The sequence below is a fragment of the Pantoea sp. IMH genome, assembly GCF_000599885.1.
Lineage (GTDB): Bacteria > Pseudomonadota > Gammaproteobacteria > Enterobacterales > Enterobacteriaceae > Erwinia.
In genome coordinates this window covers 675,772-700,790 of the sequence record NZ_JFGT01000006.1, presented here as the reverse complement: position 1 = coordinate 700,790, position 25,019 = coordinate 675,772, and the positions used below count along the sequence as shown (strand labels likewise).

Genomic DNA, 25,019 nt, shown 5'->3' with positions numbered 1-25,019 from the left:
ATTTTGCTTTGAAATCCCTGGCACATAGCTGGTCGTCAAGCTGGAGCTACATTCATGATGATTGCTGTCCTGCTTTTACCCGGAGTATGGTTTGCCGGGTAGTATTAAATTCCCGGGCAATGGCGCTGATGCTGATCCCAGCATTAATACGAGCGACCACTGTAAGTTGCTGTTCTTCATTCAGTGCAGAAGGTCGACCAAACCGCTTCCCGGCTGCTTTCGCTCTCGCAATACCTGAATGTGTACGCTCAAGATGCAAATCCCGTTCAAACTCCGCCACCGCTGAAATCACCTGCATCGTCATTCTCCCGGCAGCGCTGGTCAAATCAACACCTCCGAGCGCCAGGCAGTGAACACGAATATCTGACGAAGCCAGTTGCTCAACAGTTTTTCTTATATCCATGGCATTACGCCCAAGACGGTCTAGCTTGGTGACGATCAGCACATCACCATTTTCCATGCGATCAAGCAGCCGGATAAATCCGGGACGTTCGCTGGCAGCAACCGAACCACTTATATGTTCCTCAATCAGTCGCTGGGGTCTGATGGTAAAACCCGCCGCTTCAATTTCCCTTCGCTGATTTTTGGTGGTTTCCTCAAGAGTCGAAACCCGGCAGTAAGGCCCGGTGGGAGCGAAGCTGCAAAATGCGACATTTAGATGCCCACCTGGAAAATGGAATGTCCCGCACTAAGCCATTTTGAGCTCAGTGTGGACAATTTCATCTTCAACCAAAGATAAACACCTTACCAACCTAGTGATAGCTCTGAATTTTTGGTCTAAGTTTTATTTTTTATACATCCGCATGACTAAAACAAAAAATACAGGCACAAAAAATATTGCTAATAAAGTCCCACTTATCATGCCGCCAAAGACCCCCGTTCCAATGGCATGCTGAGTCCTGTCACTGGCACCACTGGCGAGCATTAAGGGGACGACTCCCAGCGTAAAGGCCAGTGAAGTCATCAAAATTGGCCGTAATCGTTGTCTGGCTGCCTGCAAGATTGCGGCGAAAATATCCATACCCTGCAAACGTAATTGCCGGGCGAATTCAATAATCAATATGGCGTTTTTGGTCGAAAGCCCAATGATGGTTATCATTCCCACCCGGAAAAATACGTCATTCGACATGTCAGCAACCATTACCGCACACACTGCTCCCGCCAGTCCCAACGGAACGACTAATATTACCGCAAAGGGTATTGACCAGCTTTCATAGAGTGCTGCAAGTACCATAAACACCACCAGGATGGATAACAAAATAAGCCCTGGAAGTTGAGACGCTGATTCTCTTTCCTGTAGCGAACTGCCCGCCCACTCGGCTCTGAATCCCTGAGGTAATTCACTCGCAAGGCGATCCATTTCCGCCATAGCGCTACCGCTTGACTGCCCTGGTGCGGCACTTCCCGTCACCCTTATTGCAGGATAGCCCTGATAGCGATTTAATTGTTGTGGAGCCTGAACCCAGGACGGCGTGATGAAAGAGGAAAGAGGTACCATTCCACCCGTTTTGTTTTTGACCGACACTTTCAGTAAGTCAGTCAGCTGCATTCTGTAAGCGGTGTCAGCCTGGACTATAACCTGCTGAACGCGGCCATTGTCCGTGTAGTCATTAACATAATAAGATCCGGAAGTGGCAGAGATCGCTTGGTTAATCTCATCAAATGACACACCGAAAGCTTCGGCTTTTTCCCTGTCCACATTCAACGATATGCTTACCCCTTCAGGAAGTCCGTCAATGTAGACATCCGTTAGCGATGAACTTTTGTTGGCAAGTGCGATGAGCTTCTCTGTTGCCGCTTTCAACGCTGGGTAACCTTTCCCTGCACGGTCTTCGATATACAGCGTAAAGCCTGATGACGTCCCCATATCAGAGATAGCCGGGGGGAGCAGGCTCAGCGTAGTGGCTTCAGAGACTTTCTCCAAAGCAGTTTGCACAAAGTCTGCCTCGCCCTGAGCCGTCGCGTCGTTTCGATATTGCCAGTCCTTTAATGTGGTAAACGCCATGGCGGTGTTGGGACCAGATCCGGAAAAACCAAACCCAAGGATCATAACATTGCTCTCGACAGCTTTACGCGTCTCGATGACATCCTCAAAGCGCTGCACGACTTCGAGAGTCCGCTCCATAGTGGCATCTGAAGGCAACTGAATAGAGGACATAAAGTAGCCCTGATCCTCATCCGGTAAAAATGATGAAGGGAGGTTTTGCAGAGCAATCAGCAGTAAACCGCAAAGAACGGCATACAACAGCATCATCCTTCCAGTACGCTTCAGCACATATCGCAGCCCTGATTCATAATGGATTGATAAGGTACTAAAATGACGATTAAACCAGGCCGAAAAACCTTTTTTATAGCCATCTTGTTGAGGATGCGGCTTTAGTAAAGACGCGCAGAGCGCCGGGGTCAGTGTCAGCGCCAAAAATGCCGAAAATAGAATCGAAACTGCCATAGAAAGCGCAAACTGACGGTAAATAACACCAACCGATCCACTGGCGAATCCCATAGGGATAAATACGGCGGTTAACACCAGAGTAATGCCGATAATTGCCGGGGTAATTTCGTTCATTGCCGCGCGCGTGGCCTCTTGGGGCGACAATCCCTTCTCTTCCATCAGGCGTTCGACATTTTCCACCACTACGATCGCATCATCTACAATGATGCCGATAGCTAACACCATGCCAAACATGGTCAGTACGTTGATAGAAAAACCGCATAACAACATGATGGTGAACGTACCCAGTAACGCCACTGGGGCCACAATGGCAGGGATCAGCGTACAACGGATTTTATGTAGAAACAGCAGCATCACCAGGAAGACCAGAACCATCGCTTCAATAAAGGTGTGAATGACTTTCTCAATCGACAGTTTGACAAAGGGTGCCGTATCAAAGGGTACCGAGAACGCCATCCCTTGCGGCAAGTTAGCAGAAAGCTCTGCAAGCCGCGCATGAATACCGGCTGCAGTACTGATTGCATTAGCCCCCGGAGCAAGCTGGATCGCCGCTGCCGTTGCGGGCAAACCATTTTCACGTATCGCAAAGGCATAGCTTTGCAGGCCGGATTCCACCCGGGCAATATCTGCCAGCTTTAAGCGAGCGCCGCTGGTTTCTGCTCTAATGGTAATATTGCGGAACTCCTTTATCGAATCGAGCTGACCTTTCACTATAAGCGGATAAGTTACCCGTTGGCCGGATGCAGCAGGCTCATCACCAACACGGCCCGGTGAAACCAGAACGTTTTGTTGGCTAAGCGCAGCGATCACCTCATTAACTGACAGCTTAAAAGTGTACATCTTTATCGGATCCAGCCAGATGCGCATGGCCTTTTCGGCACCAAACAACTGGACTTTACCTACGCCAGGAACACGACGTAGCTCATCGCTAACATTGCGGGCAAAATAATCGCTCAAATCAGCTTCCTGATACGTCTTAGAAGGCGATTTTAGTCCCACCATCATCAGAAAACCTGAATTTGCCGCTTCTACGCTTACACCATTCTGCCGCACTACTTGTGGAAGGCGTGGTTCAACCACTTTGATTTGGTTCTGAATATCCATTTGGGCGAGTTTGATATCGGTACCCGGCTTAAACGTCACCGTAATGGATGCCGAACCCGAAGTATCGCTGGTTGACTCAAAATACAGCAGATCATCAACCCCTGAAATTTCACGTTCAAGCAGAGAGATAACCGATGTGTTCATCGTTTCCGGCGTGGCTCCGGGATAACTCACGGAGATCGACACGGTAGGCGGTGCCACAGCCGGATATTGAGCCACAGGCAGTTTAGGGATCGCCAGGACACCACCGAGAATAATAAATAACGCGATAACCCAAGCAAAGACAGGTCGCTCAATAAAAAACTGAGACATGAAGTTAATCCGTATTGATATTTCTGAATTATTTAAAAAGACAGACCGACATGACTTACGCCGGTTTTAAGCAGGGCGCGGTCACTCTTATTCCCCAGTCTCAGTACTCACCCGTTTGCCAATATCCTTAAGCTGTGAATATTTCTCCAGTAGCTGTGGGCCATCATCAAGACTGGTAGCAAACATCCACATATAGGTCATCACTGAATAAATATGCCCGGCACTGATCCCCGATGACTGCGTCATCCAGATAATGGTCAGGCTAAATAACATGGCGACAAGCACACCAATCGACAGATACCCTATGGCTTCACGGTCAGAGAGGCGTATACGTAATTTAGCGAGTGTAGAATAATGTCGATTTAAAGATAACGTTGTAGCCTGAGTAACAAAGTCAACTTCCTTTTCAAGGCGATTATTAAGTTTGTTATATAGCGCTTCGTTTTTCCGAGCAAAAGCGGGTAGAAAGCAAGCCAGAAAAACCAGAATGACTAGGCAGGCAATGCCTGCCCAAGATTCAGTAATCAGCAACATCACCGCTGCGCCGATCATAGATACCAGCGAAGTGATGAGCATCGGCAAGTGCAATTCAAAGAAATCAACAAACTCTCTCGACAATGCAACTCGTGCTGCAACGGTTGAATGATTAAGATTATTTTTACGCTGCGTCATGACCACCGAGACCGCCAGCGCCGCATAAATTCTAGCAAAGGTGCGGGTATCCACGCTTCTGCGCGCCGCACCCAGACACCAGATAAATAAGATCATCAGTCCATAAAGCACTGCATTTAATGTCTGCCCCGACAGTATGGCGTTAATGGAGATACCAGCCAGGATCGGATACAACAGATAGGTGACGTTTTCGGCAACAACCAGCAAAAAGGTGAAGAACAGTTTTTTGCGGTTGCGGCTGGCCAATAATTTCAAGGTGCCGGAGGCACTTCCGCTTGCGGAATGCCCAGGGATATTTTCAGTGTTCATCAGTGGCAACCCTGTTAAAATAGAGCAACCGCTCAATGTTGAGGGCATACTATTTGAGCAAACGCTCAAAGTCAATAGAGGTGACAGATGAAAGCTAAATCTGAGCTTATGAGAGAAAAAATTCTTAAAGCTGTTGTGGCATTGTTTATTGAGAAGGGGATTGAAAAGGTTACAACGCGCGATCTGACAGAATATTTAGGCATATCCCGTAGCCATATTTATCACTATTTTAAAGACTGGCAGTCCCTGTGCCTTGCGGCGGTAACAAACTTTATGAATGACGAGCTGGCAGAGTTTTGTTCCATCATTCAGCCTTTAACCGCCGGTGAGAAGTTGCAGGAATTTATTGATGGTATGATTTCCAATGACCCGGATCCAACCCGAAAGCTATATGGTTCCTTATGGTTACTCTCCACCCATGATGAAGCCTACGCGAGTTTGATGCAGACTTTTTTGGACAAGTGGCAGCAGGTGCTGGCGAACATTATCCAGTCCGGTATGGACGAACGCACGTTTCGTGTTGTTGATGCGCAACGCGTAGCGCGGCAGCTAGATGCCATGCTTTTTGGTTACTATGAACACCTGTCAACCTTGCCTTCTGAAGGTTTAGTGAAACAGACGAAAGAAGATATAGACGATTTTATTCATCGAAATATACTCGCGCGTTGATGAAAATTTAATCCAGAGCTACTGATCTGAACTGCGAAAATGGCGCGCTTTTACTCTGAGAATAGTCTGTCGTGTCGTATTAAACTCACGGGCAACGGCACTCACGTTGATCCCTGCACTCAGGCGATCTAGGGCTAATTGTTTCTGTTCTTCATTCAGCGCAGAGGGGCGTCCAAAGCGTTTCCCTGATGCCTTAGCCCGTGAAATACCGGCGTGTGTGCGCTCGATTAGCAGATCCTTCTCAAACTCAGCTACAGCAGAGATAACCTGCATGGTCATTTTCCCCGCTGGGCTGGTCAGATCCACGCCGCCCAGCGCCAGGCAGTGAACCCTGATACCCGATGCCGCCAGTTGTTCCACCGTTTTCCTAACATCCATAGCATTTCGTCCAAGACGGTCCAGCTTGGTGACGATCAGCACATCACCATTTTCCATGCGATCAAGCAGCCGGATAAATCCGGGACGTTCGCTGGCAGCAACCGAACCACTTATATGTTCCTCAATCAGTCGCTGGGGTCTGATGGCAAAACCCGCCGCTTCAATTTCCATGCGCTGGTTTTCCGTGTTCTGTTCCAGTGTGGAGACGCGGCAGTAAGCAAAAACGCGTGACATAATGAAATTTCCGTCCGAAAAGGATGTACGAATCTTAATGCATATCCGAAACTAATTTCACTCACTTTCGGACAGTATTGAGATCCAGTGTACGAAACCGACCGGTTTCGGTCATAGCCAATCCATAACATATGGAAACTATACGCGAGGGAAGTATTTATGCCACGGCGACAAATTCTCAGCAGTGAAGAGCAGGAGCGCTTGCTGGTTATTCCAGATGATGAAATGATTCTGACTCGGATGTGCTTTTTAAATGAACAGGATGTTGCGCTCATTAATAAGCACCGACGGCCAGCTAATCGCCTGGGCTTTACTGTATTACTCTGTTATCTGCGTGGACCTGGATTTATTCCGGACAAAAGCAGTGTCCCTCACAATGGCATTGTATCCAGGGTTGCTTCCCGACTGAAACTTCAGCCTGATTTATGGCAGGAATATGCATCGAGAGAGCAAACCCGCTGGGAACATCTGACCGAACTTTATCGCTACCTGAAATTATCCCCGTTTAGTCGGTCACTGCAAAAAGACTGTATCCGGCATCTGCACCCCTACGCCATGAGAACTGACAAAGGGTTTATGCTGGCGGAGGAAATGCTCAGCTGGTTACATAACAATAATGTTATTTTCCCTTCTGTTGATGTGATTGAACGGACGCTTGCCGAAGTCGTCACGCTCGCTGACCGATCCGTATTTTCGGCACTTACCGCGCAACTGGAACAGCAGCATAAATCAGCACTCGACAGCCTGCTCATATCAGAGGATGAACAGCCTTCCCGTCTGGCATGGCTACTTCAGCCTCCGGGTAAAATCAACGGTAAAAACGTGCTGCAACACATCGACCGGCTTAATTCCATCGCCGCGCTGGGATTGCCTGATGGAATTGCGCTTTCCGTTCACCAGAACAGATTGCTTAAACTGGCGCGTGAGGGCAGGAAAATGAGCAGCAGAGACTTGGCAAAATTCACCGATGTCAGACGTTACGCGACGCTGGTTTGTATAATAACAGAGGCCAGGGCCACCCTGACTGACGAAGTCATTGATCTGCACGAGCGTATCCTGGGTACTCTGTTCAGCCGGGCAAAACGCACGCAGGCCGAACGACTCCAGCAAACGGGAAAGCTTATTCAGACCAAGCTGAAGCAGTACGTTACCGTCGGGCAGGCGTTACTTAACGCCAGAGAATCTGGCGAAGATCCCTGGACTGCAATAGAAGACGTCCTTCCCTGGCAGGAATTCATCAACAGCGTGGAGGAAACGCGGTTTCTGTCCCGTAAGGGCAATTTCGACCCACTTCACCTGATCACCGAAAAATACAGCACGCTGCGTAAATACGCCCCGCGTATGCTGTCAGCATTGCAGTTCATGGCGACACCTGCTGCGCAGGCGCTCAGCGATGCGCTGGACACCATAACGGAAATGTATCGTAAACAACTTCGTAAAGTTCCACCCGCAGCGCCCACAGGATTTATCCCTGAAAGCTGGCGAAAACTGGTGCTCACGCCTTCAGGGATCGACCGCAAGTACTACGAGTTTTGCGTGCTGAATGAACTCAAGGGGGCGTTACGTTCCGGTGATATCTGGGTAAAAGGATCGCGCCGCTACAGAAATTTTGATGATTATCTCATCCCTACTGCTGAGTTTGAGAAATCCCGACATAATGACCAGTTACAGTTAGCCGTTCAGACCGATTGCCAGGCATACCTTCAGGCCCGTATGACTCTTCTTGCATCGCGGCTGGAAGAAGTTAACGCGATGGCGCTTGCCGGTGATTTGCCCGATGTTGATATCTCAGATAAAGGCGTAAAAATCACTCCGCTGGAGAACAGCGTTCCTTCAGGTGTTTCGCCCTTTGCGGATTTGGTCTATGGCATGCTCCCCCATCCGAAAATTACGGAGATACTGGAAGAAGTTGACAGCTGGACGGGATTTACGCGTCACTTCGCGCACCTCAAAAATAATAACGTCAGACCAAAAGACGGAAGGCTGTTGCTGACCACCATTCTGGCTGACGGCATCAATCTTGGGCTGACAAAAATGGCTGAATCCTGCCCTGGGGCCACAAGATCGTCACTCGAAGGTATTCAGGCATGGTACATCAGAGATGAAACTTATTCAGCGGCACTGGCCGAGCTGGTCAACGCTCAGAAAGCGCGACCTCTGGCCGCATTCTGGGGCGACGGGACTACATCGTCGTCAGACGGGCAGAACTTTCGGGTAGGCAGTCACGGACGTTATGCGGGTCAGGTCAATCTTAAATATGGTCAGGAGCCGGGCGTGCAGATTTATACGCATATCTCAGACCAATACAGCCCGTTCTACGCCAAAGTGATCAGCCGTGTGCGCGACTCAACCCACGTGCTTGATGGCCTGCTGTACCATGAAAGCGATCTGGAAATTACCGAGCATTACACCGATACCGCAGGCTTCACTGAACATGTTTTCGCCCTGATGCACCTGCTGGGATTCGCTTTTGCGCCAAGGATCCGTGATCTTCATGACAAGCGGCTGTTTATTCATGGAAAGGCCGAGCGCTATCCGGGGCTTCAGTCCGTCATATCAACAAACAGCCTGAATTTCAAAGACATTGAGGCTCACTGGGATGGGGTATTACGCCTGGCAACCTCGATTAAACAGGGGACAGTCACCGCATCGCTGATGATGAAGAAGTTAGCCAGTTACCCAAAACAGAATGGACTTGCCAAAGCGCTGAGAGAGATTGGCCGCATCGAGCGTACTCTGTTTATGCTGGACTGGTTCCGTGATCCCGGTCTGCGCCAACGCGTACAAGCGGGGCTGAATAAGGGCGAGGCCCGTAATGCCCTTGCGCGAGCGGTCTTTATGCATCGTTTGGGTGAAATCAGGGATCGCGGGCTGGAGAATCAGAGTTACCGCGCCAGCGGGCTGACGTTACTGACAGCGGCGATCACGTTGTGGAACACGGTATATATAGAAAGAGCCATTGAGTCACTGAAACGAAAAGGCATCCCGATTAATGAGCAACTGGTATCTCATCTTTCTCCCCTGGGCTGGGAACATATCAATCTGAGTGGAGATTACGTCTGGCGTAATAATCTTAAGCTGGGGTCCGGGAAATATCGGCCATTACGCACAGTCGATACCGAATTGTACAAAAAGCAGTCTTAGCGTGGGATAATTTCCGTTTTCCAAGCGGACCCCGGAATGGTCGGTAGCGAAAAACAAAGGGATCATTGACCAGAAAATCGCCACCGAACGCCAGAGCATTGCCTTTATCGATTTTCGTGAAGATGCCGCGGCTCATCCGCTGGAGACGCCATCTGGCAAGATTGAGATCTACTCTCAGGCGCTGGCGGATCTGGCGCAGCAATGGATCCTGCCGGAAGGGGACCGTATCCCGGCGGTACCGGAATTCTGCGTGGTTAAAGAGTCGCACCTGAATAAAGAACTGACAGCGAAGTACCCACTACAGTTAAGCGGCTTCCATACTAAAGGCCACACCCATTCTACCTATGCCAACGTGCTGACGCTGCATGAAGCGGTGCCGGATGAGGTGTGGATTAACCCGATTGACGCCCGCGAGCGGCAGCTCACCTCCGGGGATATCGTGCACGTGTTTAACGATCGCGGCGTGGTGGAGATCCCCTGTAAGGTGACCAACCGTATTCTGCCAGGCGTGGCGGCGATGCCGCAGGGCGCATGGACGCGTCTTAACAACGAAGGTGTTGATGTCGGCGGCTGTATGAACTCGCTGACCAGCCATTTGCCGTCGCCGCTGGCGAAAGGCAACCCGCAGCATACCAACCTGGTTGAGATCAAACGCGCTTAAGGAGTGAATGAAAATGAAACAGTATGGCTTTTACGTTGACTCCTCGCGCTGCTCGGGCTGTAAAACCTGCCAGGTGAGCTGTAAGGATAATAAAGATTTAGATGTGGGTCCGAAACTGCGCCGTGTTTATGAATATGGCGGCGGCAGCTGGGTGCAGGAAGGGGATAGCTGGCACAACGATACCTTCAGCTATTACCTGTCGATAGCCTGTAACCACTGCGATCAACCCACCTGCGTGGCGGGCTGCCCGACCGGGGCAATGCATAAGCGCGATGAAGACGGGCTGGTTCTGGTGGATGATTCCATTTGTGTGGGCTGCCGCTACTGTGAAATGCGCTGCCCATACGGTGCGCCGCAGTTTGACGCCAAAGCGAAAGTGATGCGCAAATGCGACGGCTGTCTGGACCGGCTGGAAAAGAATCTGCGGCCGATTTGCGTCGATTCCTGCCCGCAACGCGCGCTGGACTTCGGACCGATCGACGAACTGCGCCAGAAGTACGGCGTGGAAAACCAGATTGCCCCTTTGCCGTCAGCCAGCTTTACCCATCCAAACCTGGTGGTGAAACCACATCCGAAAGCGCGGCCAACCGGCGATAAGGAAGGCGCGATTCAGAATTTACGGGAGGTGCGTAATGCATGAGTTACCGCTGGTTTTCTTTACCGTTCTGACGCAGAGCGCGGTCGGCGCGTTCATTCTGCTACAGATCGGTGGCGCGCTGGGCCATATTGCGCCACGTCGTCTGGCTGTCGCGCTGTTCGCTGCGGTGTGCCTGTTCAGCCTGGGTGTGGTGATGGGCATTTTTCACGTCGGGCAGCCGCTGCGCGCCATGAATATGCTGTTCCGCGTTGGACATTCGCCGATGAGCAACGAAATCGTGCTCTCGGCATTGTTCGGTACAGTTGCCGGCATTGCGGCGCTGGGCCTGCTGCTGGATCGCGGCGCGCATACGCTTTTTATCGGGCTGGCCTGGCTGGCGGCGGCGACTGGCGTGGTCTTTATTTTCGCCATTCCACGCATCTACCAGTTACCGACGGTGGCCACCTGGAACTCCTCCTGGACCACAGTCGTCATGCTGCTGACACCATTGATCGGCGGCGGCGCACTGGCGGCGGCGCTGGGCGTATGCCGTCTGGGGCTGATTGTTAGCATCGCCGGGATTATTGCCAGCTTCTGTCTGCGGCCGGGCTATCTCTCCACGATCCTACTGGCTGATGCTCCGCTGGCAGCGGCGCAGTCCAACTGGTTTACCGCCCAGGCTGTACTGCTGGCGGCGGGCGCGTTGTGTGCGCTGATCTATATCCGTGCCAGAAACGGACAGACACTGCTGTTCGCCAGCGCTGCCATAGTGATTGTGGCGGAAATGACTGGCCGTATCGCGTTTTACAATCTCTGGACGTTGCCGATGTAATACCCTGTCGGGCGGGCTCCGGCCCGCCCGGACACTGTATCAATAAGGATTCACACATGTCTTCTGTCGCTGTACTGCCGCGTATTCTTGGCGCGCTGTTTTACTATCCGCCGCAACGTCCTGAGATTAAAGCCCTGTTTGATTGTTTGCCAACCCTGCCATCGCTTTATACCTGGCGCGATCCGCACACCATAACCGGACTTTGCGAAGGCTGGCCGGTAGACGCTGATGATGAACTCCGCTGGCAGTATTCGGTGCTGTTTGAAGGGCAGGGGGAAATGGTCGCGCCCCCCTGGGGATCGGTATACATTGAAAAAGACAATCTCCTGATGGGGGAAACCACGGCCCGCTACCGTACGTTTTTACGTCATCACGGTCTGGCATTTGATGGGCAACAACAGGAGCCTGAAGATCAGTTTGGCCTGATGCTGCTGGCCTGCTCCGCATTTATCGAGCGCGATAATCCGCAAGCCACCACGGCGTTGCTGGAAAAATTTCTGCTGCCCTGGGCGCCGCGTTATCTTGAACTCATGCAGCACAACGATATCAGTCCGTTTTACGCCCGGCTGGCGCAAGTTGCCGCTCTGTGGCTGCAGGATATTAAACAGCAACTGGAGCTTAACCCTGTGGAAATGCGGATTTTCTTCTGATGGAGAAAACCGAGCGTTATTACCAGGAATATGCGTCCCATCGCCACGTCAGCCGGCGTGGACTGTTCCGGGCATTTGTGACAGCGTCACGCAAAGTGGCTCCGCGTCCTGACGCCTTGCCGCCGTGGCCTTTGCCGCCCGGTGCGGTGACGACAGTGCAATTTTTTTCCCTGTGCGACAAATGTCAGCAGTGCATTCAGGCTTGCCCAATGGGCGTATTGATTTCCCAACAGGATGGTTATCCACAGCTTGCCATCGAATACGCCGGCTGTGACGGCTGTGCAGGGTGCATTCAGGCGTGCGCGACCGGCGCGTTACAACCTCAGGCGCGCTTCGACACCCGGCTTCGTCCTGTTTTTACTGATACCTGCATCCACGGCTCGCGGGGATGCGAGCGCTGTGTGGAAGTTTGCCCGCAACGAGCCTGTGTTATTGGCGACGCCAGGCTGCCTGACGCCGACGCCGACTGCTGTAACGGCTGCGGCGAATGTCTGGTTCAGTGCGATCGTCAGGCCGTGACGCTACATCCGGTGAGATAACCCTGTCTGCCAGAGTGGTAAACTTTTAGGTATCAAGGAGCCGATGCTCGTAGTGAAAGGCGAGGGTGCGCCTGGGATAATTGAGCTTGTGGATTCAGGTTTAACAAATAATCGGTACATCAGGCGACTGGTGGTAGCGTCAACATAGAACAGAGCAGTAAAGGGCCAATGTAGCCATCAATATGTATCAGCTTTCCAGTACATGGACGTCGGTAAAGAGACTAATAAATTTTCGGTGGCGGTTGTCTGGGGAAATCAAGAGTCCGGCGTTTATCATTGGGCGCCTGATGGATTCCTTACGTTGGTCAGATTCGGGTCACGTTCCCGGATGGTATTCAGCACAAGGATCGTCAGTGAGTCAGGCAATAAACGATTTCCGTGCGGCCGCGCTTCTGGTGATGCCAGGCGGTCCAGGCCGACGAGAGCGGTTCAGTAGATGACTAATCAGGAAAAGCGAGTCGTTGACCAGACCTGCAAATCTGAAAACTACAGCAGGACACATTGAGCCACGATCGGACATTAATATTGAACCTCCTGCATGTCTGTTATTGCAAGCTTAAAATGTCACCTGATTCAGCCAGTTTGAAATGTCACTTTCTAAGCACTCAGCCCCCTTGTACCCACACTCATTAAGCGCGATTATCAGTATTATTTTGCCTGGAGGGCTCTATGCTTCAATCTCAACCAACACCAAAAGTATTCATATCATATTCTCATGATTCAACTGCTCATAAGGCCTGGGTTCTTACTCTCGCAACCAGATTAGAGGGAAATGGTGTTGCAGTTACTCTTGACCAATGGGACTTGAAAATCGGAGGTGATTTACCACATTTTATGGAATCAGGGCTTAGTGACTCGGACCGTGTAATTGTTGTTTGCACTGATGAATATGTCAGAAAAGCAAATGCCATGCAAAGTGGTGGGGTGGGCTATGAAAAAATGATTATTACTTCGCAAATTATGAGAGACTTAGGAAGCAATAGAGTCATACCTATAGTTATTAATAACGAGCAATCAAATGTGCCGACATTTGTAGCAACGCGTTTATGGTTAGATTTTTCATCAGAAAATTACGAACAAAGCTATAGACAACTTATCGCAGATTTGTGGGGAGAAAGTGTTCAACCACGGCCACCACGTGGTGAGAACCCTTTTAATCGGCAACCTGTGGCAGTTGAACCTATAGTGTTTGATGTTCCAGAGAGCTTTGTTAGTCCTGCCTTAACGAATACTGTTACATTCAACCCTACGTTGAACAACGGAAAATTCTGGGTTGGTGCTGGAGATATGGCTTTCGAGCTATCCTGGTCCAGATGCAGTAAAGGAAGTATATGGATATACAATAGACAAGAAAGCATTCATTCCTTGCGTATTCCAACTGGAATTACTGAAATTGAACAAATTAATAATGCCGAATGTAACTCGTTTTACAATGAAGATAGTTCCACTTCGTTGAATGAAGGGGAATTGGCTGTATTGCAAAATAAAAATGGATATTATTTAGCAGTAAAAATAGAACGAGTTCTCTATCGTGGTAGACATGCTGATGATAGAGATGAATTAATTTTTAGCTACGTAATTGCACCTGCCAAAAATATATCGTTTAGTAGGCACGTATAAACTTCATTCATCGACGATAACCCCTAACTTCAGAGGAGTGCGGGGTTATGCCTTTGGAATGGGGAGGGCGCTAACGTTTAAGGCTGGCTCTGAACTCTTCAGGGTTAGCCAGCGCGGGATTAATGGCCCTCGATTGCTCCTGAACCCTGGCCTGTGCACGTCGTTTAGGCATCTTTTTGCTCCGATCACGCTTACCCTCGCGTTCGAGTTCATCCATTTTGCTTTGCGCCAGCTTCAGAACAGCCCCAAGACGTTTGTTATCAACGATTTGTCCCTGGTCGACACATTCCAGTTTGTCGAAAACCTGATATTTGAGTGAACGGTAACCGTATTTGAATGACAGCGTGCCGTCCGGATAGTCGTAGGCTGTTATTTTTTCGTCAGCGATGCGAGTATTTTCTTCAGTAGGTTCAACCAGATATATCATTTTGTCATAGCGGAATGTCAGCGTTTTAGACAGCTTACGCTGTTCCTGCCAGGCAAAAATATCATCGAGCTCTTCGTTGCTTTCAGCCACGGGTCGGTGCAGATCTTTGGGGTATTTTGCTGGTCTTGCGAAGCGACGATTGAAGTCAGCGATGAAGATATCCAGCCAGGCATTGGCTGCTTCGATACTGCTGATTCCCTCGAGACGCATCTCCTTGATAAGCCGGTCCTGAAGTGTCTGATTTGCTCGCTCCACACGGCCTTTAGCCTGTGGACTGTTGGCACAAATCAACTCGATCCCAAGTTCAGAAAGTACACGGCCAAACTGGGTGACTCCGGTCGTAGTGGAGCCACCATTATTTACCCTGAAAATGCCGTGCTTATCGCTGTAAAACGCAAGTGGTTTGCCATGTTGCTCGAGATACTCGCGAGTGGCCATCATGTAATCAAAGGCTGATTCAGTCTCACCAAAACGGAGGTGCATCAGGCGGCCAGTCGCGTCATCAATAAAGACGAGCAGGCAGCATTTCGGCGCACGGCCTTCAAACTAGTCGTGTGGAGAACCATCAATCTGAACAAGTTCTCCGAGGCAGTCACGTCGGTATCTGGGTTGATAAACTCGGGGTCTGCGACGTGAATAAGGAACCCAGAGTCCATCAGCTGTCATCCATTTTCGGAGCGTTTCAACAGATACTCTGATGTTGTGGCGTTCGCGTAATTTTTCTGCGGCCAGTGTCGGTCCAAAGTCGCTGTAATGATCGTGAACTAACGAAAGAACACGCAGCTTCAGTGACTCAGGAAGCCGGTGATTACCTGGGCGTCCACGCCGCAGGTTTGCCAGTCCTGCAGCGCCAGACTCGCGAAAGCGGTTCATTAAACGCTGTGTCTGACGTTCGGTCAAAGCAAGCTGATGAGCAGCATCACGACGGCGCATGCGCTTTTCAACGACTGATTGAATGACGTTGATCCGACTAAGTTCTTTATCTGACATGGTCACAAGCATCCTGATGTCTCCATGGCCTGAGGATTGGATCCTTTATGCCAGAAAAAGTGACATCACTAAATGGGTTAAAAGTGACATCAGAATATTGGAGTTATAATGTCGGTGCGCATAATGTATATTATGTTAAATTGAGTGCATGGTTAATATGTTCGCAAGTCATATCCGCGTTACCCGGTAATCCCGGCTTCCCTCCCGTGACTGGCGTTCACTATTCGGTATTTAGTGTTCATATTTATGCCAATGATTTCCGGCAGCACTCGTGAGGATGATCGCGTTCCGCCATTAAAAATTACGAGCCGCTCAACTGAACAAGTTAACGAGTGAAGCGACTCCCCACCCATGCGGCGCGACGTTGTAGACAATTTGTTGACTATCATCCAGTTCCTGCCCGGCTCATTCACAATACCAGGCCTGCACCAGGATCGGGCATATCGTCGTACGTAGCATGATCCTGAACCATGCTTAGAGATTTACCGGTCCGGCGAAGCGATTCTGAGGTATTCCATCATCCCACGAACGGCGTTATGCCCGTCCTTTCCCGGCACCTTCGGACTTAACTAATGAAACTCTTCTGCCCGTTTACAGACATCGGATACGGGTTTCGATAATCAGTACACCCACAAGCCAGAAGCAGTGAGTTACCCAGTGATTATTGCGCCACCACACGTCGCGATTAATTTTTTCCGTGAAAGTTTGACTCAATTACCAGGTTTTTAAGATGGCGAAAAAGGACCTGTCCCACTTTTTTACAATCACAACCTCATGTTTCATGATCTAAATCATGGTTACATGCTTATTCGCTCTTTATGCCTGAATCATACAGAAATGACTGTACAGAATTTCTCATCAAAGCCGATATGGAATTATGTATATAAGAGATGGCTATTTGCTTCGCTTCCGCTGGTCAGAAGCAACGGCACTTTTGAGGAATGAACATGAAGCTAAATAATATGAGTGTTGGCATGCGTATGGGTACTGGGTTTGCCCTACTGTTGCTTATGTCAGTGATAATGGGCAGCTGTGCATTTTGGCTAACCATGAGTAGTGAAAAAAAAGTAGATGAATTAATCTCCTGGCATCTCAAAAAAGAAAGAATGATCGAGGACTGGACAAGACTTCTTAATGCTAACAGCGGCTTAGCTATGACAGCGATGAACGCTTCCGATCCTGCCCTGAGAAACTCGCTCCAACAAACGTTAACGACAAGCGCGGCTGAAATTGCGCATATCCAGGAACAACTTACGCCATTGTTAAGATTACCCACCGGTCAGCGTCTTCTTGCAAATGTGACTAAGGCACGCGAGAAATATACTTTATTACGTCATGAAGGTTTTCAAATGGCAGAAAGTGGCCAGTTTGAAAAAACAATTCCTTTTATACTTAATCGTTTTTATCCGGCAACTCAAGACTATACCCATGCGCTAACAGATTTGCGGGATTTCCAAAAGGAACTTATCGATAATAATTATTCGCTCATCCTCAGCGATGCACAGCGCTCGGAAATTATTATTCTTACGTTTATTATTGCGAGTATCATTCTTGGCATATTCATCGCTTGGTATATCACCTGTAGTATTACCCGGCCGCTGGCGGAGGCGGTGATGGTGGCGAGTAAGGTTTCTGCCGGGGATCTGACCGTGGATGTGCATGTCCGCTCAAAAGATCAGCTTGGTATGATGATGCAGTCATTGAAAGAGATGGTCGCAGGGCTCGCCAGTACCGTTGCTGACGTAAAAAATAGCGCCGTCACTATTTCTCATGCAGCTAATGAGATTGACGCGGGTAATCAGGATCTTGCATCCCGAACCGAAGAACAGGCCGCCAGTGTTGAAGAAACTGCAGCAACACTTGAACAACTAACTTCCACCATCAAGCGTTCGGCCGACAATTCTCATAATGTTAATCAACTGTTTGCCGAAACCGGAGAAGTCATCAGGCAAAACGGTGAACGCATGAATGATGTTTTACTCAGCATGCAGGATATTCATAATGCGTCCGCCAAAATGACGGATATTGTTACAGCCATCGAAGGTATCGCTTTCCAGACAAATATCCTGGCACTTAATGCCGCGGTTGAAGCGGCACGCGCGGGGGAACAAGGACGTGGCTTTGCCGTCGTCGCCGGTGAAGTTCGTACCCTCGCCCAGCGCAGTTCTTCTTCAGCAAGAGAGATCAGGGAGATCATTAGTTCTTCTCTCAGTAAGATCAAGAGCTGTCGTGTGCTGGTTGATGAGGCTGATCAAGGTATGAAGGGTATCGTCGATAATGTTTCAGGTGTTCAGCAACTGGTCGATGAGATCGCCCGGGCCAGCGCCGAGCAAAGCGATGGCATCACTCAGATCAATATTGCCATGGGTCAGATTGATACCACCACGCAGCAGAACGCTGCCCTGGTTGAAGAATCTTCAGCAGCAAGCGCCTCTCTCAATGATCAGGCCCGCTTACTGCTGAACAGCGTTCAGGTTTTTACCTGCAATGAAGCAGACATGTCCACATGTAATAGCACTTCCAAAAGTGAAAATAACCGCCCTGAGCCTGTTGTCAGTCATAATGCAGGTGTGTTGGCGTCCACCAATTGGGTAAAATTCTGAGAACGGTTCCCGCCCGTCATGGCGGGAAGCACATTTTCTCCCTGACTACACGGACCCGTCGGGCGTTTTCTTTCCGCCTGCCGGGCCGTCTTTCAGATAATTAACATCCCGTAACTTGCACTTTTCACCCTCCTCCCTCGCTACTGTGCAGCCGCTCCCATTTTCTACAGAAACCCCTCAAACTTTCCGCCGCCCTGCCGATATCAGGTTCAGGACAGCCCTTAACGAGTCTGTCACTTCTGTACATCAGGTAAGTTACAACTACAGCATCCGGCATACGCACCATAACGTTCAGAGATACAGGCTATCGCCGTGCACAGGCGAAGAATAAAAGTATCCCGCCGGGAAAAACTGCGGACCCGAAGTGGCCGTACAGGTTCCCTTTGCCAGCGTGGTGACATTCACGATGTCCGGCGGCAAAGAGAGCGTCGAGATAATGATAACTTCCTGGGGTTATATATGTTTGGTGTCAAAAAATCGGGCCTTTCCCTGCCCTTAAGTAAAGGCGGCAGCATCGCAAAGGACATCGATGCGATTAAACAACATGTCGCATGGATTGAATTTTTGCCCGATGGGGAAATTCTCAGCGCCAACCAGCAGTTCCTTGAGCTTAGCGGTTACACGCTGAGCGAAATCCAGGGCAAACATCATCGGATTTTCTGTCAGCCGGATTACTGCCGCTCAACAGATTACAGAACCTTCTGGCAAACGCTGGCCGCGGGTGAATCGCAGACGGGCATATTCGAGCGGTTCAGTAAGGAGCATCAGCGCTTTTATCTCAGCGCGACCTATTTCCCCGTCAGTGATGACAAAGGCCACGTTTATAAAATCATCAAAGTGGCCTCCGATATCACCGCAAGGCATCAGGAACTGGAGCATAAAGAAGCGGTTATTACCGCGCTTGATCGCTCCATGGCAGTGATTGAATTTACCACCGACGGCAAAATCATTACCGCCAACGACAATTTCCTCACCCATATGGGCTATAGCCTGGCCGACCTCGCCGGGCAGCATCACCGTATTTTCTGCTATGACAGCTTCTACCGGGAAAACCCGGACTTCTGGAAAAAGATCGGCAAAGGTCAGCACTTTGTTGGCCGCTTTGAGCGTAAAACGGCGGACGGCGAGCGCATCTGGCTTGAAGCGAGTTACAACCCCGTTTACGATGCCGACGGTCACGTCTGTAAAGTGATCAAAATTGCCTCGGACATCACCGCGCGGGTTGAAGCGGCAAAACGCGTGGCGGATATCGCCGTTACCACCTCGGAAGAAACGTCGCAAATCACCCATAACGCCAATGAGGTACTGGAAGAAACGGTACGCAATTCCGGACTGGTTGCAGGTAAAGTCAATGCCGCCACCGAAATCGGCGAGAAGCTGAATGCGTCAGCGAAAAACATCAGCGAGGTGGTCGATAATATTAACGTTATCGCCGCACAAACTAATATCCTTGCGCTGAATGCAGCGATTGAATCCGCACGGGCTGGTGAGGCCGGACGGGGATTCAGCGTGGTCGCGGCCGAAGTCCGCCGCCTTGCCGCTTCAACGGCGAGCGCCACCCAAAAGATCACCTGCGTCGTGGAACTCAACACGCAGCTGATCAAGCAGATGCATCAGCAGCTGGATACGGTGAAACACTTTATGACCGCAGAACAGGATAAAATCAGCGAACTGTCGCGCAGCCTGCGAGAAATTAATAGCGGCGTGCACCAGTTCGTCAATGTAATCCACCGGCTGGATGTGTAAGCCAGACCGCAAGGGAAGCGGTATCGCTTCCCTCCCCTTTGGTTATCAACCCGGCTGTCTCAGCACTCTGGCGGTTATAAATGTCCTCAGTGATGAGGCAATAGCGCTAAACACCAGGTTGCGCTGAAAGAATTTTGTGACTCCTGCCTGCCATTTGCTGTCTGCTTTTCACGTAGCGACGCCTGAATTGCTTTCTTTTTATCCAGATTTCATGGCCAATTGCCTGAAGCTCTACGCCTGTATCCATCCATAATGCACTGACGCCAAATACCGGAAGCATATTAAGTCAGAGGCTATCTGGCGCAAACCCATCCCACGCGGGGAGATTCAATGCCAGAGTGTCCAGCGTTAACAAAGTGTAAGGCTTAAATCAGTACCGAAATCGTGTCAGACATAACAAAGTTTCAGTCGCCCTTTTCTTTCCATCAGCGTTTTAAGGCGAGATTCAGCGTCAGCCCAGGTGAATGGCGTCGGGCATTCCGCGGCCCTTTGCCTGTTAATCACAATAAAGACCTGAGCGCCATCTGAGTCATTTGAATCACAAACCGCGATCGGAAGAAGACTCCCTTTCGAATTAGCTTAATGGCCCTTTCTTCCGGGGCGATGTTAAAAAGATTCAGACGACTTTTTCAAACGGTATGAGGTCGTCGGGATTAAAAAGTGCCATAAAAAAAGGCTGGTCAATGACCAGCCTTTCATCAGGTGAACTCAATCGCTAGCGAAAAACCTTACAGCGCCATATCGTGCTGTGGCTCTGGTGCTTTCTGCACCTGTGCTGCCGGTGCTTCAGCAGTTTTGCCGCTCATGTTAATGACTGGCGGTTTGGTCAGCTGCAGCGTGGCGGCAGTGTCATCCCAGACTTTCTGAGCAAGCGCGGCATCATCATTCAGCTTTTTACCGTAGCTTGGCACTAAGTGATGGATTTTCTCCTGCCATTCCGCAGATTTAAACTGCTCAGGGAACAGCTCTTTCACCACATTCAGCGCGATCGGTGCGGCGGTTGATGCGCCTGGCGATGCGCCCAGCAAGGCGGCGATGGTTTTCTGCTGATCGGTCACAATTTCAGTTCCCAGCTTCAGCACGCCACCCTTCTCAGGATCTTTCTTGATGATCTGCACGCGCTGACCCGCCTGGATAAGTTTCCAGTCTTCTTTCTTCGCGTCTGGATAGTACTCTTTCAGTGATTCGAAACGATCTTCATCGCTCAGCATAACCTGACCAATCAGATATTTCACCAGATCGAAATTATCAACGCCCACATTCATCATTGGCCCCACGTTGTGGGTGGTGGTGGCGCTTAACAGATCAAACAGCGAGCCGTTTTTCAGGAACTTGGTAGAGAAGGTCGCAAAAGGGCCAAACAGAATAACCTGCTTGCCGTCCAGATAACGGGAATCCAGATGCGGAACAGACATTGGCGGCGCACCGACAGAAGCCTGACCATAGACTTTCTGCTTGTGACGGTTCGCCAGCGACGGGTTTTCCGTTACCAGGAAAGAACCGCCGACCGGGAAACCCGCATAGTTATCAGCTTCAGGAATACCGGTCTCCTGCAGCAGCTTCAGTGCACCGCCGCCCGCGCCGATAAAGACATATTTGGCATCCACTGCGCGCATTTCACCGCTTTTCGCGTCTTTGATGCTGACGTGCCAGGAGTTATCGCTGTTACGTTTAAACTCGGTCACTTCCGAAGAGGTTTTCAGCGTGAAGTTATCATTCTTCTTCAGGCTGCCGATCAGCTGGCGGGTGATCTCACCATAGTTCACATCGGTACCGACTGGTGTCCAGGTAGCGGCAACTTTCTGCTGCGGATCGCGCCCTTCCATGATCAGCGGCGACCATTTTTCAATCTGCTTATGATCGGTAGAGTATTCCATGCCCTGGAACAGCACGGTTTTTTGCAGCGCCTGGTAACGGCGGTTCAGATAATCAATGTTCTTATCGCCCCAGACGAAACTCATATGCGCCGTGGAGTTAATGAAGGAATGCGGATTATTCAGCACGCCGCGCTTAACCTGCTCTGACCAGAACTGACGTGAGATCATAAAGGCTTCGTTAATCTGCAGCGCCTTGGTCACATCGATTGAACCGTCTTCACGCTCTGGCGTGTAGTTCAGCTCCATGTTCGCCGAGTGGCCGGTACCCGCATTATTCCAGCCATTGGAGGATTCCAGCGCAACGCCGTCGAGTTTCTCCACCATGATCTGTTTCCAGTCAGGCTGCAGTTCTTCAATGAAGCTGCCTAACGAAGCGCTCATGATGCCGCCGCCAATCAGCAGAACATCGGTCTTCTCAGGAGCGGTTTCAGCGTGAGTCGCGGAGGTGACTAACAGCGCCAAAAGGGAAAGCGAAGGCAGAACTTTTGTGGATTTTATCATGCGTAATCTTCAATCTGTTGCTGGAATGGGTAAGAAAAGTCCGATGATTTTAAATTATTGTTACCGAATAGTTGTTTTATTTTTAGTTATATAATTAAAAAAACAGGCCCAACGGTGACTTTAGTTACAAAATGCAGAGGGTGGCGCGATGGCGTTTCTGCCGGGGCGCTTTCGCTAACAAATGGCGCATCCCTGTACTGGCCAGGCGCTTTAGCGTATGTTTCACAGGTTAATCAACGTCACCCTCTGCAAAACATAATGAATCCAGCAAAGCAGCCAGACATTACCCCTAAGCGCCCGGTGAAACTCAGTACTCTGGCGACCGTGATGATGGCCGCCGTCATCGTCACGGTGCTTGTCAGCGTCCACCTCCTCTATCTGATGCAGATCGATAATTTTACGCATGCGCACGTTAAGGATAAGGCGCTGGCCGTAGCGCGAACGCTGGCGGAAGATCCGGAAATTCAGCGCAGCCTGGCTCTGCCCGCAAGCGCCAGACTTATTCAGCCGATCGCGGAGGCCGTGCAAAAACGTAACAACTTACTGTTTGTCACCGTGACCGATATGAACGGGATTCGCTATTCCCACCCAAACAGCAGCCTGATCGCTAAACGCTTTAAGGGAGATGACCTGCTGCCCGCGCTGGCTGGCCATGAAAATATTGCCTACAACCAGGGGACGCTGGTAAAAGCGCTGCGCGTCTTTACGCCTGTTTTTAACGCGCAGCATCAGCAGATTGGCGTGGTGGCGATTGGCATTTCCCTGAGCGACGTCACGGCGCAGACCCATAAAAGCCGCTGGAATATTTTCTGGACCGTCCTGCTGGGCGGTTCGGTAGGCTTGCTGGGCGTCCTGATACTGGTCAGACGCCTGAAAAGGATCCTGCTGGGTCTGGAACCCCATGAAATTTCCAGCCTGTTTGAGCAGCGGCAAGCCATTCTGAATGCGATTAAAGAAGGGGTGATCGCCGTTGATGCCCGGGCGCGTGTTACGCTGATCAATCAGGCGGCGCAGGAGCTTCTGCAACAGAGTGCCATTGAGGCGCCCCTCAGCGGCGACCCCATCCCGGAAGATTCGCTGATGCTGAGCCACCTCCGGCAAGCGCTGCACGATGGTGTTTCCCGGCATGATGAAGAGATTCAGGTGCAGGATCGTATAATGATCAGCAATACGGTGCCGGTTCGCAGCCGGGGTAAAATTATCGGCGCGGTATGTACCTTTCGGGATAAAACCGAAATCAGCCAGCTGATGCAGCGCCTGGACGGGATGATAAACTACGTCGATGCGCTGCGGGAGCATTCCCATGAATTTATGAATAAACTGCATGTGATCCTCGGCCTGCTCCATATGAAAAATTATGCGCAGATGGAAAGCTATATATTAAAAACCGCGAATAATTATCAGACGGAAATAGGCTCTCTGCTGCAACGGATTAAATCCCCGGTGATTGCCGGATTTTTATTAAGTAAAATCAACCGGGCCTCCGATAAAGGCCATCGTCTACTGCTCAGCGATGACTGTTACCTGCCCGACAGCGGCAATGAACAGCAGGTGACGGCGCTGGTAATGATTCTGGGTAACCTGATTGAAAATGCGCTGGAAGCGCTGGCGCAGCAGGAAGGTGAAATTCATCTGCTGCTGCATTACCAGAACGGCTGGTTGTCTTGTGAGGTCAGCGATGACGGTCCGGGCATTCCGGCCCCGCTGGTAACCACCATTTTCAGGAAAGGATTTTCTTCCAAAGGTGACCAGCGAGGTATGGGGCTGTTTCTGGTACAACAGCAAACCGACCTGCTCGGCGGTCACCTCAGCGTGGAATCTGAGCCAGGCGTCTATACCCAGTTTTTTGTGCAAATCCCGTGGGATAAAGGATAACGTTTTATGATGAATGTATTGGTGGTGGATGATGATGCTATGGTTGCGGAACTGAACCGCTGCTATATCGGTCAGATTCCAGGACTCACCTGCTGTGGCACCGCCTCGACCTTGCAACAGGCGAAAGAACGGTTACAGCAAACTGACTCACCGGTCGACCTTATCTTACTGGATATTTATATGCAGCAGGAGAACGGCCTCGACCTTCTGGCGGAACTGCGTCATTCCCGACATCATGTTGACGTAATTATTATCTCTTCCGCGGCGGATGCGGCCAGCATCAAAACGTCGCTCAACTATGGTGTGGCGGATTATCTGATCAAACCTTTCCAGTTTTCACGTTTCGAAGAGGCGTTAACTCACTGGCAGCAAAAACGATCGCAAATGGAGAATCAGCACTATTATCAGCAAGCAGAACTGGACCGGCTACTTCATGGTAATACGACTGAGGGCAATAAAGAGAGAAGATTGCCTAAAGGATTAACGCCGCAGACGCTGCGCACCCTTTGTCAGTGGATAGATGCGCACCCTGAAAGTGAGTTTTCCACCGATGAGCTAGCCTGCGAAGTAAATATCTCGCGCGTCTCCTGTCGTAAATATCTTATCTGGCTGGCCGAAATTAAAATCCTGTTCACCACTATTCAGTACGGTGCCACCGGCCGGCCAGTTTATCGTTACCGTTTGCAGCCAGAGTATCATTCACTGCTCCGACATTACTGTTAACTCTTTTGCCAGCCCCTCGCCTTCACCTGCCGTTATCGCCAGTGCCTGCCCTGAAGCCGCCCTGCCCGCATCGCTTATAACGCCCTGCGGCGTAAACCGGAGGCATGGCGGGCCTTTTTTGTCA

16 protein-coding genes and 3 pseudogenes are annotated in these 25,019 nt (G+C 50.4%); 13 read left to right on the top strand and 6 right to left on the bottom strand.

The genetic code is table 11. The features are described from left to right. Positions 1-52: 52 nt before the first annotated feature. The 3 genes and pseudogenes from EA20_RS19890 to EA20_RS0117600 all read right to left on the bottom strand — a co-directional run. A pseudogene (locus EA20_RS19890) lies at positions 53-619 on the bottom strand (recombinase family protein); the annotation flags it as partial. A 165-nt stretch (positions 620-784) separates the two neighbouring features. After that, positions 785-3,868, bottom strand: a complete 3,084-nt coding sequence (locus tag EA20_RS0117605; RefSeq protein WP_024968079.1) for a multidrug efflux RND transporter permease subunit — start codon at positions 3,866-3,868, stop codon at positions 785-787. 87 nt (positions 3,869-3,955) lie between these two features. Then, on the bottom strand, positions 3,956-4,849 hold the full coding sequence (locus tag EA20_RS0117600; RefSeq protein ID WP_024968078.1) for an ABC transporter six-transmembrane domain-containing protein: 894 nt from the start codon (positions 4,847-4,849) through the stop codon (positions 3,956-3,958). 87 nt (positions 4,850-4,936) lie between these two features. Here EA20_RS0117600 and EA20_RS0117595 point away from each other — a divergent pair, with 87 nt between their 5' ends. Then, on the top strand, positions 4,937-5,518 hold the full coding sequence (locus EA20_RS0117595) for a TetR/AcrR family transcriptional regulator (RefSeq protein ID WP_024968077.1): 582 nt from the start codon (positions 4,937-4,939) through the stop codon (positions 5,516-5,518). An 18-nt stretch (positions 5,519-5,536) separates the two neighbouring features. On the opposite strand, the gene EA20_RS0117590 is transcribed toward EA20_RS0117595, so the two are convergent. Further along, positions 5,537-6,130, bottom strand: a complete 594-nt coding sequence (locus EA20_RS0117590; RefSeq protein ID WP_024968076.1) for a recombinase family protein — start codon at positions 6,128-6,130, stop codon at positions 5,537-5,539. 159 nt (positions 6,131-6,289) lie between these two features. On the opposite strand from EA20_RS0117590, the gene EA20_RS0117585 reads away from it, so the two are divergent. The 7 genes and pseudogenes from EA20_RS0117585 (at position 6,290) to EA20_RS20450 (ending at position 14,153) form a co-directional block, all read left to right on the top strand. Beyond that, entirely contained in the window at positions 6,290-9,274 is a 2,985-nt protein-coding gene (locus EA20_RS0117585; RefSeq protein ID WP_024968075.1) for a Tn3 family transposase, read from the top strand. A gap of 31 nt (positions 9,275-9,305) precedes the next feature. Further along, positions 9,306-9,935, top strand: a pseudogene (locus tag EA20_RS0117580) (molybdopterin dinucleotide binding domain-containing protein); the annotation flags it as partial. Between the two features lie 13 nt (positions 9,936-9,948). After that, complete coding sequence (locus EA20_RS0117575; protein WP_024968073.1) at positions 9,949-10,575, top strand: DMSO/selenate family reductase complex B subunit; 627 nt, start codon at positions 9,949-9,951, stop codon at positions 10,573-10,575. Then, positions 10,568-11,344, top strand: coding sequence for a DmsC/YnfH family molybdoenzyme membrane anchor subunit (locus EA20_RS0117570; RefSeq protein ID WP_024968072.1), 777 nt, complete (start codon positions 10,568-10,570; stop codon positions 11,342-11,344). Before EA20_RS0117575 ends, EA20_RS0117570 begins: the two co-directional genes overlap by 8 nt. A 56-nt stretch (positions 11,345-11,400) precedes the next feature. Beyond that, on the top strand, positions 11,401-11,994 hold the full coding sequence (locus EA20_RS0117565; protein ID WP_024968071.1) for a molecular chaperone: 594 nt from the start codon (positions 11,401-11,403) through the stop codon (positions 11,992-11,994). Next, a complete protein-coding gene (locus EA20_RS20455) occupies positions 11,994-12,533 on the top strand; it encodes a 4Fe-4S dicluster domain-containing protein (RefSeq protein ID WP_071995446.1) in 540 nt (179 codons plus the stop codon). The genes EA20_RS0117565 and EA20_RS20455 overlap by 1 nt, the downstream gene beginning before the upstream one ends. Positions 12,534-13,202: 669 nt before the next feature. Then, positions 13,203-14,153 (top strand): toll/interleukin-1 receptor domain-containing protein, encoded by a 951-nt coding sequence (locus EA20_RS20450; protein WP_071995445.1) that lies wholly within the window; start codon positions 13,203-13,205, stop codon positions 14,151-14,153. 70 nt (positions 14,154-14,223) lie between these two features. Here the strand turns inward: EA20_RS20450 and EA20_RS19885 are convergent. Further along, positions 14,224-15,570, bottom strand: a pseudogene (locus EA20_RS19885) (ISNCY family transposase). 947 nt (positions 15,571-16,517) lie between these two features. On the opposite strand from EA20_RS19885, the gene EA20_RS0117550 reads away from it, so the two are divergent. The 3 genes from EA20_RS0117550 (at position 16,518) to EA20_RS21180 (ending at position 20,447) form a co-directional block, all read left to right on the top strand. Beyond that, positions 16,518-18,173, top strand: coding sequence for a methyl-accepting chemotaxis protein (locus EA20_RS0117550; RefSeq protein ID WP_024968069.1), 1,656 nt, complete (start codon positions 16,518-16,520; stop codon positions 18,171-18,173). 459 nt (positions 18,174-18,632) lie between these two features. Then, positions 18,633-19,919, top strand: a complete 1,287-nt coding sequence (locus tag EA20_RS0117545; RefSeq protein ID WP_024968068.1) for a PAS domain-containing methyl-accepting chemotaxis protein — start codon at positions 18,633-18,635, stop codon at positions 19,917-19,919. Between the two features lie 384 nt (positions 19,920-20,303). Beyond that, on the top strand, positions 20,304-20,447 hold the full coding sequence (locus tag EA20_RS21180; protein WP_369699798.1) for a hypothetical protein: 144 nt from the start codon (positions 20,304-20,306) through the stop codon (positions 20,445-20,447). A gap of 200 nt (positions 20,448-20,647) precedes the next feature. Here the strand turns inward: EA20_RS21180 and mqo are convergent, their stop codons facing one another. Beyond that, positions 20,648-22,297, bottom strand: coding sequence for a malate dehydrogenase (quinone) (gene mqo, locus EA20_RS0117540; RefSeq protein ID WP_024968067.1), 1,650 nt, complete (start codon positions 22,295-22,297; stop codon positions 20,648-20,650). 258 nt (positions 22,298-22,555) lie between these two features. Here mqo and EA20_RS19880 point away from each other — a divergent pair, with 258 nt between their 5' ends. Together EA20_RS19880 and dcuR are read left to right on the top strand one after the other, a co-directional pair. Further along, positions 22,556-24,172, top strand: coding sequence for a sensor histidine kinase (locus tag EA20_RS19880; RefSeq protein WP_051516394.1), 1,617 nt, complete (start codon positions 22,556-22,558; stop codon positions 24,170-24,172). Positions 24,173-24,178: 6 nt separating this feature from the next. Then, positions 24,179-24,895, top strand: a complete 717-nt coding sequence (gene dcuR, locus EA20_RS0117530; protein ID WP_024968066.1) for a two-component system response regulator DcuR — start codon at positions 24,179-24,181, stop codon at positions 24,893-24,895. Positions 24,896-25,019: the final 124 nt, after the last annotated feature.

Excerpts from the sequence above, each read along its gene's own strand:
- EA20_RS20450 (WP_071995445.1), top strand. The coding sequence starts at position 13,203 with ATGCTTCAATCTCAACCAACACCAAAAGTATTCATATCATATTCTCAT.
- EA20_RS0117550 (WP_024968069.1), top strand. The coding sequence starts at position 16,518 with ATGAAGCTAAATAATATGAGTGTTGGCATGCGTATGGGTACTGGGTTT.
- EA20_RS19880 (WP_051516394.1), top strand. The coding sequence starts at position 22,556 with ATGAATCCAGCAAAGCAGCCAGACATTACCCCTAAGCGCCCGGTGAAA.
- EA20_RS0117605 (WP_024968079.1), bottom strand. The coding sequence starts at position 3,868 with ATGTCTCAGTTTTTTATTGAGCGACCTGTCTTTGCTTGGGTTATCGCG.
- EA20_RS0117565 (WP_024968071.1), top strand. The coding sequence starts at position 11,401 with ATGTCTTCTGTCGCTGTACTGCCGCGTATTCTTGGCGCGCTGTTTTAC.
- dcuR (WP_024968066.1), top strand. The coding sequence starts at position 24,179 with ATGATGAATGTATTGGTGGTGGATGATGATGCTATGGTTGCGGAACTG.
- EA20_RS0117590 (WP_024968076.1), bottom strand. The coding sequence starts at position 6,130 with ATGTCACGCGTTTTTGCTTACTGCCGCGTCTCCACACTGGAACAGAAC.
- EA20_RS0117545 (WP_024968068.1), top strand. The coding sequence starts at position 18,633 with ATGTTTGGTGTCAAAAAATCGGGCCTTTCCCTGCCCTTAAGTAAAGGC.
- EA20_RS0117600 (WP_024968078.1), bottom strand. The coding sequence starts at position 4,849 with ATGAACACTGAAAATATCCCTGGGCATTCCGCAAGCGGAAGTGCCTCC.
- EA20_RS20455 (WP_071995446.1), top strand. The coding sequence starts at position 11,994 with ATGGAGAAAACCGAGCGTTATTACCAGGAATATGCGTCCCATCGCCAC.
- EA20_RS0117585 (WP_024968075.1), top strand. The coding sequence starts at position 6,290 with ATGCCACGGCGACAAATTCTCAGCAGTGAAGAGCAGGAGCGCTTGCTG.
- EA20_RS0117595 (WP_024968077.1), top strand. The coding sequence starts at position 4,937 with ATGAAAGCTAAATCTGAGCTTATGAGAGAAAAAATTCTTAAAGCTGTT.
- EA20_RS0117570 (WP_024968072.1), top strand. The coding sequence starts at position 10,568 with ATGCATGAGTTACCGCTGGTTTTCTTTACCGTTCTGACGCAGAGCGCG.
- mqo (WP_024968067.1), bottom strand. The coding sequence starts at position 22,297 with ATGATAAAATCCACAAAAGTTCTGCCTTCGCTTTCCCTTTTGGCGCTG.
- EA20_RS0117575 (WP_024968073.1), top strand. The coding sequence starts at position 9,949 with ATGAAACAGTATGGCTTTTACGTTGACTCCTCGCGCTGCTCGGGCTGT.